The sequence below is a fragment of the Sutcliffiella tianshenii genome (assembly GCF_016908565.1).
GTDB classification, from domain to species: Bacteria; Bacillota; Bacilli; order Bacillales; family Bacillaceae_I; genus Sutcliffiella_A; species Sutcliffiella_A tianshenii.
The window spans coordinates 515745-529103 of record NZ_JAFBED010000001.1; the positions used below are offsets into that span (position 1 = coordinate 515745).

Annotated in this window: 13 protein-coding genes; all 13 read right to left on the reverse strand. The window is 49.6% G+C overall.

What is annotated here, in order from left to right; all coding sequences use genetic code 11:
• Positions 1 to 268: 268 nt before the first annotated feature.
• The 13 genes from nuoN to JOC95_RS02295 all read right to left on the reverse strand — a co-directional run bounded on the left by nuoN (position 269) and on the right by JOC95_RS02295 (position 13107).
• Entirely contained in the window at positions 269 to 1798 is a 1530-nt protein-coding gene (nuoN, locus tag JOC95_RS02235) for an NADH-quinone oxidoreductase subunit NuoN (protein WP_204412986.1), read from the reverse strand.
• A gap of 6 nt (positions 1799 to 1804) precedes the next feature.
• Positions 1805 to 3337 (reverse strand): complex I subunit 4 family protein, encoded by a 1533-nt coding sequence (locus JOC95_RS02240; protein ID WP_204412988.1) that lies wholly within the window; start codon positions 3335 to 3337, stop codon positions 1805 to 1807.
• Entirely contained in the window at positions 3334 to 5202 is a 1869-nt protein-coding gene (gene nuoL, locus JOC95_RS02245) for an NADH-quinone oxidoreductase subunit L (protein WP_204412990.1), read from the reverse strand. The genes JOC95_RS02240 and nuoL overlap by 4 nt, the downstream gene beginning before the upstream one ends.
• Positions 5203 to 5272: 70 nt before the next feature.
• A complete protein-coding gene (gene nuoK / locus JOC95_RS02250; RefSeq protein WP_204412992.1) occupies positions 5273 to 5587 on the reverse strand; it encodes an NADH-quinone oxidoreductase subunit NuoK in 315 nt (104 codons plus the stop codon).
• The gene (locus tag JOC95_RS02255; protein ID WP_204412994.1) at positions 5584 to 6105 is read right to left on the reverse strand and encodes an NADH-quinone oxidoreductase subunit J; all 522 of its coding nucleotides are present in this window, start codon (positions 6103 to 6105) and stop codon (positions 5584 to 5586) included. The genes nuoK and JOC95_RS02255 overlap by 4 nt, the downstream gene beginning before the upstream one ends.
• Positions 6102 to 6521 carry an NADH-quinone oxidoreductase subunit NuoI gene (gene nuoI, locus JOC95_RS02260; protein ID WP_204412996.1) on the reverse strand — a complete coding sequence of 140 codons (420 nt, stop codon included), beginning with the start codon at positions 6519 to 6521 and terminating at the stop codon, positions 6102 to 6104. The genes JOC95_RS02255 and nuoI overlap by 4 nt, the downstream gene beginning before the upstream one ends.
• A gap of 47 nt (positions 6522 to 6568) precedes the next feature.
• On the reverse strand, positions 6569 to 7582 hold the full coding sequence (nuoH, locus tag JOC95_RS02265) for an NADH-quinone oxidoreductase subunit NuoH (protein ID WP_204412998.1): 1014 nt from the start codon (positions 7580 to 7582) through the stop codon (positions 6569 to 6571).
• Positions 7582 to 8682 (reverse strand): NADH-quinone oxidoreductase subunit D, encoded by a 1101-nt coding sequence (locus JOC95_RS02270; RefSeq protein ID WP_204413000.1) that lies wholly within the window; start codon positions 8680 to 8682, stop codon positions 7582 to 7584. The genes nuoH and JOC95_RS02270 overlap by 1 nt, the downstream gene beginning before the upstream one ends.
• Before the next feature lie 3 nt (positions 8683 to 8685).
• On the reverse strand, positions 8686 to 9942 hold the full coding sequence (locus JOC95_RS02275) for an NADH-quinone oxidoreductase subunit C (protein ID WP_204413002.1): 1257 nt from the start codon (positions 9940 to 9942) through the stop codon (positions 8686 to 8688).
• A gap of 2 nt (positions 9943 to 9944) precedes the next feature.
• The gene (locus tag JOC95_RS02280) at positions 9945 to 10457 is read right to left on the reverse strand and encodes a NuoB/complex I 20 kDa subunit family protein (protein ID WP_204413003.1); all 513 of its coding nucleotides are present in this window, start codon (positions 10455 to 10457) and stop codon (positions 9945 to 9947) included.
• Positions 10448 to 10822: an NADH-quinone oxidoreductase subunit A gene (locus JOC95_RS02285; RefSeq protein ID WP_204413004.1), complete on the reverse strand. Its 375-nt coding sequence runs from the start codon at positions 10820 to 10822 to the stop codon at positions 10448 to 10450. Before JOC95_RS02285 ends, JOC95_RS02280 begins: the two co-directional genes overlap by 10 nt.
• A 633-nt stretch (positions 10823 to 11455) precedes the next feature.
• Entirely contained in the window at positions 11456 to 12637 is a 1182-nt protein-coding gene (locus JOC95_RS02290) for an endonuclease (RefSeq protein WP_419096212.1), read from the reverse strand.
• A gap of 149 nt (positions 12638 to 12786) precedes the next feature.
• Positions 12787 to 13107, reverse strand: a complete 321-nt coding sequence (locus tag JOC95_RS02295) for a TM2 domain-containing protein (RefSeq protein ID WP_204413005.1) — start codon at positions 13105 to 13107, stop codon at positions 12787 to 12789.
• Positions 13108 to 13359 lie beyond the last annotated feature (252 nt).

The window sequence follows — 13359 nt, forward strand, 5'->3', positions numbered from 1 at the left end:
TCCTTTCTCCCATTCGTAATCATTATTTATGTATACTTTTTTCCGCCCTTGAAATGATAAAAGTGATGAGCGGAAACCGTCACTTTAGCACATTAACGCACAGCGGGTCAGGCACTTGAACGCACTTGAACGCTCTTGAACGCTCTTGAACATACTGATCCTATAAAAAAGAGAAGGAGCACATCCCCATGCTCCTTCTCACATTAAACCATATACCCCTTTTTACTTTCAAACCGTGAGTTTGCGTTTACTGGCGGTTTTCAGGTTATCATCTGCCAGGTGCGAAGAAGTCCTTGAGCACGTCGAGATTTCCGTTGTAGAAGTCGAGTGCCAGGCCTGGCATGATTCCAAGTGCGATGGTCCCGAGTGCACAGAGGATGACCGTGATCCAGATTCCCACTGGCACGGTGATTTTCTCTTGGCTTGCTGCGGGACGGAAGAACATTTGGGTCATGATACCGAAATAGTAAAAATACGAAATGACGGTGGTTGCGATCAGCACCGATGCAAGGACGTATGCCTTGGATGGTTCTGTGATCGCGCCGACGAAAATCCCAAGCTTTCCGATGAATCCGGCTGTTCCCGGAATTCCTGCAAGTGATAAAAGAAAGATGCTCATCAGCACAGCGAGCACCGGCGAGCGTCGGTACAATCCGGCGAATTGGCTCAGATCCTCGGAATCGTCCTTCGATGTAAGCACCTGCAGGACTGCCAATGCCCCGATGTTCATCAATAGATATGCCGCCAAATAGAACCACATTGTCTCAAAAAGGAACAACAGGTTGATTGAGCTGATCGCGACGAGCAGGTAACCTGCGTGTGCAATCCCGGAGTAGGCGAGCATTCTTTTGACATTGCGCTGACGCAACGCGACTGCATTCCCGACTACCATCGAAACGACTGCAAGAATTGCGATCATATCCTTCAGCGAGAAGAGCATGGAATTCTGCCCTTCAGCGGCAGGTGTCATCAGGAACAGCGTGATGAACAATCGTGCGATGATGACAAAGCCCGCAGTTTTGGATACGACCGCAAGGAATGCCGTTACAGGTGTCGGTGAACCTTGGTACACGTCCGGCGCCCACATATGGAACGGGGCGGTGGCGAGTTTAAAGGACAATCCGACAAACATCATGACAAAGGCCATCATCAACAGGAATTGCATGTCGCCTGCACGGGTTTGCATCAGGACCTGCTGCATTTCCAACAGGTTGGTCGTGCCGGTCAATCCGTACACATAGCTCATCCCGAATAGCGTGATGGCAGTGGCGATACCGCCGTTGATGACATATTTCATCGCTGCTTCGTTGGACTTCAGATTCTTTTTGCGCAGTCCAGCGAGCACGTATGAGGAAAGGGATAATAGCTCCAATCCTACAAACAAAGTGATCAGGTCGCCGCTTGACGCCATGAACATGGTTCCAAGGGTTCCTGCGAGTAGTAGATAGTAGAATTCCCCGCGATATTCCTTCAAGCCTTCCTTCGGTTCGTAGCTGACTGCCATCAGCATGACAAGTGCCGAGCCTGCCAACAACAGGAGCTTGAAGCCTTTTGCAAAGCTGTCCAATCGATAGGTTTCAAAAAGGATGCTTGTGACCCCGCCCTCATCGAAGTAGGACAGTACCACAAAGACGATCGCAGCCAAAATGCCTGCAAACCCGATCCATCCGAGGATGCGTCGGTCGATGTCTTTTGGCATGAATAGATCTAACAGAGTTAAAAGAGTGATTACACCAAGGATGATGAATTCCGGTGCCATTGCTCCCCACTCAAAGCTGAGCAGCGTATCTAAATCCATCTTTCATCACCCTCCTATTCCTAAAATAATGGCTTCGATGGTTGCCTGAAGCGGTTCTGCCAGGATGCTCGGGTAGACACCGATCAGTACGATGAAAAACAGCATCGCCACCACCGGAATGAATTCCACCCCGCGGATGTCGACCACCTTTTCCCCATAAACAGGCGTTTTGCCGAAGGTCATGCCCATCACTGCGCGCAGCAGATATGCCGCTGTCAGGATGATCCCGAGCGTGCCGACTGCTGCCACAACAGGCATTTCGTTGAATAATCCCAAGAACGCAAGGAACTCACTGACAAACCCTGACATGCCCGGCAAGCCAAGTGACGCCATCGCGCCAACAAGGAAAAAGCCCGCCGTCAGCGGCATCACTTTTGCCAAGCCACCTAATTTTTCAATCGAAGTCGTGCCAACACGCTCATGCATCACACCGATCAGGAAGAACAAGAGTGCTGCGATGAAGCCGTGGGAAACGACTTGGAAAATGGCCCCCTGGACGCCCGCTTCGTTCATGGAAGCGAGTCCGATCAGCACAATTCCCATATGCGAGATACTGGAGTATGCCAGCACCATTTTGAAATCAGTCTGGATCAGTGCAAGGAACGCTCCATATAGAAGGTTCACGACACCAAGTATTGCAAGGACGAACGCAAGCTGCCCGAACTGCTCAGGGAAGATCCCCACCCCGAAACGGATCAGACCGAATGCCCCGATTTTCAGGAGCACGCCGGCATGCAGCATGACGATCGATGGCGGAGCCTGGACGTGCACCTTCAGCATCCAGCTGTGCAAGGGCACGATCGGCAGCTTGATTCCGAATGCAACAAGAAGCGCGATCAGCATGCCAAGTCGGAAATCATCCGTCATGCCGCCGATCAATGCATCGTTGCCGGAATGGAACAGATACGTGATATCGGCAATGTTCATCGTCCCTGTTTTTGCAAAAAGAATGACAAAAACGATAAGCAATATCGCAGAACCAAGTCCGTTGTAGATAAGGAAACGGTATGCTGCATTTTCTTTTTCAAAATAGCCCCACTTACCGATCAGGAAGAACATCGGGATCAAGGTCAGTTCAAAGAAAAAGAAGAATAATAATAGATTTTCAGAAGCAAAGACTCCAAGCATCCCGATCTGTAAAAGAAGGAACAGGATGAAATATCCCTTCCACTCTTTTTTGATATGGATGGAAGCAATCGCTGCAAGCGTCGAGAGCACGGCGGTCAGAAGGATCATCACCAGTGAAAATCCATCGATGCCAAGCTCATAGGAAATCGGCTGGTAGAGCTCGATGCCATAGAGATTTTGCATAGCTTCCTTGTTGCCGAAGCTGAACCATTCCGCTTTTACCGCGAATTGCTCGAGTCCCGCTCCCGCCTTGTACTGCCAGAATGCGATGATGGCGAAGATCAAGGAAGGCAAGGTAGCCGCGAAGCCGACGAGCTTGATCAGCTTTTCGTTTGTTTTTGGTATAAACAATAATGCCAGTACACCTAATAGAGGGGCGAAAATCAAGATTGTCAAGAACATGTTGTTCATCCCAAGTACCCCCCTGTGAATGCAAAAATAATCAATAGGATTGCCAGGCCGACGAATGCGACAGCGCCGTAGACCTGCGTCTGGCCGTTCTGCATTTTCGCGCCAAGGCGTCCGATGGATTGGGTCGCATAGACAATGCCCTTCATCGTCCCGTGAACGAGGAATTCATCAACATACTTCAGGAACAGGCTGATTACGCGCGTGCCGTAGACGAATGTCATCTTATAGAACTCATCGACAAAGTATTTGTTTCGTAAGATTCCGTACAGATGCGGTGCCCCCGTGCTGAATGTGGCACGGTCGATGGAGCGGCGGTAGTAGATCATGTAGGCAATGCCGATTCCAGCGAGGGAAACGAGGATTGCGGCAATCATGATCCATGCCGGGCCTTCGATATGGGACGGGCCGTACATGTCGGTTCCTTCTGTCAGCCAATCTCCCAGGAAATGACCGAACCACGGGGTATTCATGTACCCAGCCACGACTGCCAGGACGCCAAGCACCATCATAGGGATAGTCATGACGGACGGCGACTCATGGGCATGGCGCTGGTCCCCGCGTGCCTCGCCAGTGAAGACAAGGAAAAAGAGGCGGAACATGTAGAACGCTGTAAAGAATGCTGCAATTAGTGCCAGTGCAAAAAGGAACGGATTCCCGTTTACCCAAGCTGCGATCAGGATTTCTTCCTTACTGAAGAATCCGGAGAACAATGGCACCCCTGTGATGGCGAGTGTGCCGATCAGAAACAGGATTCCGGTTGTACGCATTTTTTTCCATAGTCCGCCCATTTCGTCGATGTTCTGGGTATGTGCGGCATGGATGACGCTACCTGCTGCAAGGAACAACAAGGCTTTGAAGAAAGCATGCGTGGTAAGGTGGAACACTCCTGCCACATAGCCTGCAGAGCCAAGCGCAAGCATCATGAAGCCTAATTGACTAACAGTCGAGTAGGCTAGTACTCTTTTAATATCCTTTTGCACAAGGCCGATCGATGCGGCAAAGATCGCGGTGAACGCACCGACGATCGCGACTGTCATCAAGGCCGTTTCACTTGCTGCGAATAGCGGGAACAGGCTCGCCACCAGGTAGACCCCTGCTGCAACCATTGTCGCGGCGTGGATGAGGGCGGAAACCGGTGTCGGACCTTCCATCGCATCCGGCAGCCAGGAGTGCAGCGGGAATTGACCGGATTTCCCCATCGCCCCGATGAAAATCAGGATCGCGATGAGGGTCAGCATGCCTGCAGAAATCACGCCTGCATTAACAGCTGCAAAAATCGCATCATATTCAAAGCTTCCAACCTGCCAGAATAATAGGATAATCCCGATGAACAATCCGACATCCCCGATGCGTGTCATGATGAACGCTTTCTTGGCAGCAGCTTTTGCATCTTCTTTAAAGAAATAGAATCCGATGAGCAAGAACGATCCCAGTCCCACAAGCTCCCAGAAAATATAGAGCTGAAGCAGGTTAGGCGAAATCACTAAGGCCAGCATGGCAAAGGTAAAGAGCCCAAGGTAGGCGTAGAAGATGTGGAAACGCTCATCTCCATGCATATATCCTTTGGAATAGATATGTACTAATAAGCTGACAAGTGATACTACGACAAGCATCAAGGCATTCAATTGATTTACTTCATATCCCGCCGTCAAAGTCACATCGCCGATTTGCAGCCATTTGAATGTGGCCTTGAAGGTTGGTGCCGAAAACCTTTCCCATAATGCCATCACAGAAAAAATGAGGGATAGTCCGATGAGCGCGATTCCGACGAATGCACTCGCTTCCTTCAGTTTTTTCCCGATGAACAAGAGCAGGATAAAGGAGATCAGCGGAAAAAGCGGGATGATCCAAGCATTTTCCATCATCGTATCAAGTCCCCTTCTCTTACGCGGGTTTGTAATTTTCCCGCGCTTTTGTAAAGCAAGCTACCCCTCGTTAATTCTTCAAGGTGTTCATTTCATCGATATTTACCGTCTTGCGGTTGCGATATAGCGCAATCAGGATAGCTAACCCCACCGCTGCTTCAGCTGCTGCGACCGTAATGGTAAACAGAGAAAAGACTTGCCCTGTAATGGACGGGTTAATACCGAATTTACTAAAAGCAACTAGATTGATATTCACTGCATTCAGCATCAGCTCGATACAGATCAGCACGATGACCGTATTTCTTTTCGTCAGTGCCCCATAAAGGCCGATACAGAATAGGATTAGCGCTAAAACCAGGTAGGCCGATAATGGAACTGTTGTCATTCCTTTGTCGCCTCCTCTTCCACGTCATCACGTTTTGCCAAAATGATCGCCCCGACCAGCGCCACAAGCAACAGCACGGAGGTCAGCTCGAATGGAATCACGTATTTTGCATAGATGGCAAGACCGATCTTCTCCGTGTTGTCCACGTGCAGGTCAGCGGCACCACTGCCAAGGTCCAGGTTGTACACGCCGAAATACATCAGCCCGGCGAAACCGAGCACACCGAGTCCGATAAGGATTTTACGAGTCAGGCCCGCTGTTTCTGTTTCATCGTTATGGCGCGTGAGCATGATCCCGAACAGCATGATGATCGTGATGGCACCGGAGTAGATGAGAATCTGGACAAATGCCACGAACTCAGCGGAAAGCATCACGTAAATGCCGGCGATGCTGATGAAGGTGAACACAAGGGCGACGACCATGTGCACGACCTTCGTCAAATTCAGCATGAGCACGCCACCGGCAATCGCAGCAAGCGCGAGCCCTATGAAGGCAATGAATTCACCGGATATACTCATGCTTTATTCTCCCTTCTGATGTTCGTATCGTTTTCATCAAGCCACTCAAGATTCTTGAAAAGTCGATCGCGGCTGTATTCCGCTAGTTCGAAGTTATTCGTCATGATGATCGCTTCCGTCGGGCAGACCTCTGTACAAAGGTCACACAGGATGCAGATTTCAAAATTGATATCGTACGTATCGATGATCTTCCCTTTTTTCGTCGGATCCGGATGTTTTTTCCCGGTAAGCTGTATGCAGTCTGTCGGACAGATGTTGGCACACTGATTGCAGACGATGCACTTTTCCGGGTAGAACTTCTGGATGCCGCGGAACCGGTCCGGTAGTGGAAGCGGCTCCTTCGGGTAATTGTACGTCACTTTTTTCTTGGATAAGTTTTGTAGGGTATATTTCAAACCTTTTGCAAGACCGCGCATTTCGCTTCACCCCTATTCTTCCGTTACGCTAAGTAAGAAAGGCATTTTTATTTGAAAAATAATTCCTTAATGATCGCTGTGAAAAAGATGTTTGCCAATGCCAGCGGCAACAGTACCTTCCAGCCGAATTCCATGAGCTGATCCGCTCTTAGGCGAGGGAACGTGACACGGATCCAGATGAGGAAGAATACGACGATGCTGAACTTCAATGCGAACCAGATGGCACCAGGAATGAAGTCAAGGAACCCTCCGAATGGGGCCAACCAGCCTCCAAGGAAGAGGACCGTAGTCAAGGATGCCATGGCGAAGAGGTACACATACTCGGCAAGCATGAAGAATGCCCAGCGGAAGCCGGAATACTCGACATGGTAACCTGCAACAAGCTCCGACTCCGCTTCCGGAAGGTCGAATGGTGTACGGTTCAGCTCTGCGACAGAGGCAATCATGAAGATCAGGAATGCTACTGGCTGCAGGAGGATGAACCATGTTGTTTCGCCTTGTGATGCCACGATTTCGTTGAGGTTCAAGCTTCCTGCTAAAAGAACCACCCCGATGACACTCATGACAAGCGGCACTTCATAGGAAATCATCTGTGCCGCAGCACGCATGCCCCCTAGAAGCGAGTATTTATTGTTGGACGCCCAGCCTGCCGCCACAACCCCGACCGTCGTGATGCCGGAAATGGCGATGTAGTAAAGCAAACCTACCCCGATATCGGCAAATTGGAATTTGTCGGTGAACGGAATCGCAGCCAGCACCAGGAATGCCGGTGTGAACGCGATCACAGGCGCCAGGATGTATAATGGTCGATCCGCATCCTTAGGGATGGTATCTTCCTTAATTAATAGTTTCAGAACGTCGGCCACGGTTTGCAGGAGTCCCCATGAACCCCCGACCTGGTTCGGTCCCATGCGTCCCTGCATGAAGCCCATTACCTTACGCTCGGCAAGGATTCCGTATGTAACGAAGCCAAGCACCGCAAGCAAAAGTGCCGTTGCCAGTCCGAAGAATATGAAAAAGTTCGTCCAGGACGGTGATGATTCCAGCAGATTTTGTACCATTAACCATCAACCTCCCCAAGAACGATATCGATTGCCCCCAAAATGGTGATCAGGTTCGCCATGTTCTCCCCTTCAAGCAGCTTCGGAAGGATCTGAAGGTTGTAGAACGACGGGCGACGGAACTTCAGGCGGTACGGCTCTTTTTTACCATCACTGGCAATATAGCAGCCTATCTCCCCACGAGGAGACTCGATGCGTACATACGCCTCACCCTTTGGCGCCTTGATGATCCGTGGCACCTTTGCCATGATCTCGCCCTCTTGCGGGAACTGTTCCACCGCTTGTTCGATGATCTTCAAGGATTCCTCGATTTCCTCCATGCGGCAATGATAGCGTGCCCATGCATCCCCGCCATCACGGGTCGGCACATCAAAATCAAAGCGGTCATAGATCGAATACGGCTCATCCTTGCGCAGATCCCATTTCACGCCGGTACAGCGCAGGTTGGCCCCGCTAAGTGAGTATGCAAGTGCATCCTCCTTCGTATAGCGTCCCACCCCTTTTACACGGCTCATGAAGATCTCATTTCCTGTCACCAGATCGTGATAGCCCTTCAACTGCTCCCTCATATAAGGAACAAACTCGGCCACCTTTTCGATCCAGCCCTCAGGTGCATCCCATTTCACCCCGCCTACACGCATGTAGTTGAAGGTAAGTCTGGCACCGGACAGCTCATTCAATAGATTGATGATCATCTCGCGCTCACGGAACGCGTATAGGAATGGACTGACTGCCCCGATATCAAGGAGATATGTGCCATACCAGACAAGGTGACTCGCCACACGGCCAAGCTCCATCGCTAGCACGCGAAGGTACTCGGCACGGTCCGGGATCTCAAGTCCCATCATCGTCTCCACCGCGTGACAGAGCACATAGTTATTCGTCATCGCAGACAGGTAATCCATGCGGTCCGTATATGGGATGATCTGCGTATACTGCAGGTTTTCCGCCAGCTTCTCCGTCCCGCGATGCAGGTATCCGACGACAGGTGTAGCCTCCTTGATGATTTCCCCGTCGATCTTTACCACCAAACGGAACACCCCGTGCGTACTCGGATGCTGCGGCCCTACATTTAAAAGCATTTCCTCCGTGCGAATCATCTGCTACACCTCCACATCGTACGGCTCATAATCTTTTCGAAGCGGATGACCGACCCACTCATCCGGCATCATGATTCGCGTCATATTCGGGTGTCCGGTAAACTGGACCCCGAGAAGATCGTATGTCTCGCGCTCCGGCCAATTCGCCCCCGCCCACAATGGCACAAGGGATGGGATGACAGGATTGTCGCGATCTATTTTCACCTTCAATGCCACCGACTGTCGATTCTTATAGGAGTAAAAATGATTATAGATCTCCATATGCGTCTCAAAATCAGATCCGTGCATTTCCGACAAAAATTCAAACGTCAGCTGTTCATTGTATCTTAAAAATTCTGCAATTTTATAATAGGTCTCAGGCTTTGCCACCAGCGTAGGGACATCTTTGGAAAGTGCATTGATGTAGGAATCCTCCAACATGCCCTCGCCAAGATTGTCGTTGATCACTTTTACATATTTGTCCAAGTATTTCTGGTTTGGTGACGGCGCAGCCGGTGCTTCTTTCGTTGCTCCCGCGGGGCCGCCTGCTTTTGCTGCTGCCGCTGCCTTTGCCTTGGCTGCCGCTGCGGCTTTTGCTTTCGCTGCTGCGATTGCTTTTGCTTTTTCCTTGGCGAGTTCATCGTCACCGGCAGGCTGGTCTGCTGCTCCGCCATCGCGGTTTTGCTTGGCTAGTGCTGCAGCCTTTGCTTTTGCCGCTGCTGCTGCTTTGGCTTTTGCCGCTGCGATCGCTTTTGCTTTTTCGTCGGTTCCTGCGTCACCCGCATCGGCAGTTTCGCCGTTTTGCTTTGCCAGTGCGGCCGCTTTGGCCTTGGCTGCTGCTGCGGCCTTTGCTTTTGCCGCTGCTGCCGCTTTTTTCTTGGCGAGGTCGAGGTCATCGGTGGCGTCGGCGTTGTCGGCGGCTGAGTCCGCTCCGCCTGCGTCACGTTTTTGCTTGGCGAGTGCCGCTGCTTTCGCTTTGGCTGCCGCTGCGGCTTTCTTTTTCGCGAGTTCTTTGGCGTCCTCTTCCGCTGGTGCTTCTGACGGAACCTCCGCTTTTTCCGATGCGGATGCTTCCTGCAATTCTTTCGCCTTTTGCTTCGCTAGTGCTACTGCTTTCGCTTTGGCTGCCGCTGCCGCTTTCTTTTTCGCGAGGTCCACGTCGTCGCCTGAGTCGGCTGACGCTTCCTGCTCCTGCTTCGCTTTCATTTTTGCCAGGGCTGCCGCCTTTGCTTTTGCCGCGGCTTCCCTCTTTTGTTCTTCTAGGCTTTTTTCATCGCTCACTACTAGATCACCTGCTTCCCTGTCTTAGCTTCGTGGCGAATTTTCTCTCTCAATTTATTGATTCCATAAATAAGAGCCGCTGGATTTGGCGGGCATCCCGGAATGTACACGTCTACAGGTACAATCTGGTCCACTCCTTTGACAACGGCATAGGATTTGATATACGGACCTCCCGCGGTAGCACAGGAACCCATTGCAATGACCCACTTCGGCTCAGGCATCTGATCATATAGGCGTTTCAGGACTGGTGCCATCTTCTTCGTCACGGTGCCTGAAACGATCATACAGTCCGATTGGCGCGGAGATGTACGGAAAAAGGACCCGAAACGATCCAGATCGTAATGAGAGGAACCTACCCCCATCATCTCGATTGCACAGCAGGCAAGTCCAAACGTCATCGGCCACATGGAGTTGGAGCGCGCCCATGCTTTCAGCTCTTCTAAAGTTGTCAGGAAGACGGTCTGCTTGAGCTCTTCCATTTCCTCTGGTGATATACTCTCTAGATTTAGATCCATTTCAACACCTTCTTCTTCCAAGCATAGATTAATCCGATCAGCAGCATCACAACGAAAATCAGCATCTCAATCAAAGCAAAGATACCCAATTTCTCATACGCCACCGCCCATGGATAAAGGAAAACTGTCTCTACGTCAAAAATGACGAATAACAGAGCAAATATGTAATAACGAACATTAAACTGGACACGTGAATCATGAAAGGGATCAATCCCACTCTCATAGGTCGTTTGCTTAGCTGCAGACGGTTTATGCGGACGCAACAGTCTCCCTATCGCAAGCGCAACAACCGGTAATAAAACCCCTAGAGCCAAGAATACAACCACGATCAAATAGTTATTTTGATATAAGTTTAGTAGATTCATGCCCGCCCCCTCCGAAGCTTTCTATTTTTCAGACTGCTCTCAATATTTAAATTTGTAACCGATAACAATTATATCAAATACCAATATCTGTGTCACCAACATATCGCCCTTTATCTGACTATTGCTTCGATAGTGGAAATTTGTTGTTTGTTATTTCACATTTATTTGGGAATAAGGTATGGTTTATAGATTATTTTGCTGGTGTGGTTAATCTTTTGTTTTTGAGACCGCCATTTCATGCTTTCCTCCCGATCGTGGTCTCATTCCGTAGCTTTGAGACCGCCATCTCATGCTTTCCGCCAGATGGTGGTCTTATTCCGCTGCTTTGAGACCGCCATTTCATGCTTTCCCCTCGATCGTGGTCTCATTCCGCTGCTTTAAGACCACCATTTCATGCTTTCCCCTCGATCGTGGTCTCATTCCGTTGCTTTGAGACCACCATTTCATGCTTTCCCCTCGATTGTGGTCTCATTCCGCTGCTTTGAGACCGCCATTTCATGCTTTCCTCTCGATCGTGGTTTCATTAACCCTTTTCAAGACCGCCAATCCATTCCCCCCCATAGTCGCTGTCTCATAACCTAATAATCTCAACGCCCACATAAAAAACGCCTGGCAGCTACCAAGCGTCTTTCCCTACCAAATCATGTCCGCAAATTCCGGGTGGTCGATGAACGGGTTGCGGTTGCCCTGGTAATCTTCAAAAATGATGAGGTTCCGTCTGATTTCCCTCGCATCCACAGGGTCCTCCTCATGCCACTCAAGCAGGACGGACATTTTTCCGTGTAACGGTGCGCTTCCGTTGTTCACAAGGTCATTGAGCTCAAGATTGATCTCCCCGCTGTCCCCTTCATAGCGGACTGCCATATAAAATAACATGCGCGCGACGTCGCCCTTCACTTCATCCCTCGGCTCCCAGGAATCGCTATCGTAATAGTTGCCAAGCGCCTCTGCATGCTCCCTGCCGCCGTTGTCAAAATCAAGGTTACTGCGTGAGGAGTTGACAGAAGCGTCTGTCGGTCGCAGATGATGGAGATCGGTGCCTGGCCCCCTCTCTGTCCCGAAGTCACCGTGGGATTTTGCCCAGACATGCTCGCGGTTCCAATCATTTGCTCCCCCGCCATTTGAGGTTTTCGATTGGGAGCGCCCGGTGTAGAGCAAGATCACGTTGTTTGGGTTAGCTGGATCTTCATCGGTTACCCGCAAGGCTGCCCATAATGCGTCATAGGAAAGGGTCTGATGGTCATCGATGATGTTGTGAAGTGCTGTTTTCAAAGCCGAGCCTGTTTTGCCTTCTGCGTCTTTATAGTATTCTTCAAAGGCCGGTGGAGGGTCTACCGGGTCTTCAGGGTCTGTTGGCGGCGGGTCTCTCGGAACTTCGTCTTCAACTAATTCGATGGCCGTTGCCGACTTCAGGCCGGGATGTGAAAAATAAGCTGTAAGAGAGCCTGTCACTTTAATCTTTTCACCAAGCAGGTCCGGATTGCTTTGCAGGCCGTAGCTTGTTCTGAATGAGGAAGGAATCTGTACATATATCATTTTACCTGTATTAGCTTCGGTGGATGTATCGGCTAACGCTAGAGCATAATCGTTTGGAAAATTGCTCGTGACGACCGTTGCCGTGGAAGTCGGCTGACCCACAATATACCCTTCCACTGTCTGCGTGAATCCATTTTGACTGGATATCGCTTGTGTGACCGTCAAAGGCGATGTCCAGGATCCCGAACCATCTGCATTCATCTGACTTGGTGATACTTGGCCACAGGCAATGGTAAAGGTAAAAAGAAAAGCAACGATGCTGAGGATTTTTCTGTTCAAGTATTCCGCCTCCTTGAGTGATTTACATATTTTCAGCGTACAACATCTACTATTAAAATAGGATGAATTTTTTGTAAATGGGTGAAAATGAGTCCAATGGAGGAGTAGGCAAAAAAAAGAAGCCCCACTTGGAGCCTCTAGGTCACATGTTATATTGCCGATGGTTGGTTGGAGTACAGTTTGACCTTTTGAATGATGTTACGTTCAATCTCATCGTTCTTCAGTTCCATTCTGCGTCCAATGAAGAATACGTCTACGAAATTCCAGATAAATAAAGTAAAAATACCGAATAATAGCATGCAGACTGCGTAGCCTGTATCCCCAACATAAAAACGGTGACCTGCAAATGTGCCTGTAAACCACCATAATAAATATCCCAGCGTCTTTGATTTTTTCTTTTTGTCCATCTCCGACTGTACCAATGACAATTGTTGAGCTGACAAACTCTGTTTCTCCAAAATGTTACTCATTCTAGAATATCCCCCTAATGGATTAGTTTACCAATTAATTATAGAATTGACCTGTTTAAAAGGCAATACCTATTTAAAATGGCATGATACATAACACTCTATGTGTTTGGAAGGAGAAACTGACCAGGTTTTAGTTAAAACAAGGTAATTGAAGATTCTTTTTAAGGGCCAGTTACCTTATTTTTGGTTGGTCGAGGTCTTTTATGTAGCGAATCTGTGGGGATATCTCGTTTCGTATATGAATTTTCGTGG

Excerpts from the sequence above, each read along its gene's own strand:
- nuoN (WP_204412986.1), bottom strand. The coding sequence starts at position 1,798 with ATGGATTTAGATACGCTGCTCAGCTTTGAGTGGGGAGCAATGGCACCG.
- JOC95_RS02240 (WP_204412988.1), bottom strand. The coding sequence starts at position 3,337 with ATGAACAACATGTTCTTGACAATCTTGATTTTCGCCCCTCTATTAGGT.
- nuoL (WP_204412990.1), bottom strand. The coding sequence starts at position 5,202 with ATGATGGAAAATGCTTGGATCATCCCGCTTTTTCCGCTGATCTCCTTT.
- nuoK (WP_204412992.1), bottom strand. The coding sequence starts at position 5,587 with ATGACAACAGTTCCATTATCGGCCTACCTGGTTTTAGCGCTAATCCTA.
- JOC95_RS02255 (WP_204412994.1), bottom strand. The coding sequence starts at position 6,105 with ATGAGTATATCCGGTGAATTCATTGCCTTCATAGGGCTCGCGCTTGCT.
- nuoI (WP_204412996.1), bottom strand. The coding sequence starts at position 6,521 with ATGCGCGGTCTTGCAAAAGGTTTGAAATATACCCTACAAAACTTATCC.
- nuoH (WP_204412998.1), bottom strand. The coding sequence starts at position 7,582 with ATGGTACAAAATCTGCTGGAATCATCACCGTCCTGGACGAACTTTTTC.
- JOC95_RS02270 (WP_204413000.1), bottom strand. The coding sequence starts at position 8,682 with ATGATTCGCACGGAGGAAATGCTTTTAAATGTAGGGCCGCAGCATCCG.
- JOC95_RS02280 (WP_204413003.1), bottom strand. The coding sequence starts at position 10,457 with ATGGATCTAAATCTAGAGAGTATATCACCAGAGGAAATGGAAGAGCTC.
- JOC95_RS02285 (WP_204413004.1), bottom strand. The coding sequence starts at position 10,822 with ATGAATCTACTAAACTTATATCAAAATAACTATTTGATCGTGGTTGTA.
- JOC95_RS02295 (WP_204413005.1), bottom strand. The coding sequence starts at position 13,107 with ATGAGTAACATTTTGGAGAAACAGAGTTTGTCAGCTCAACAATTGTCA.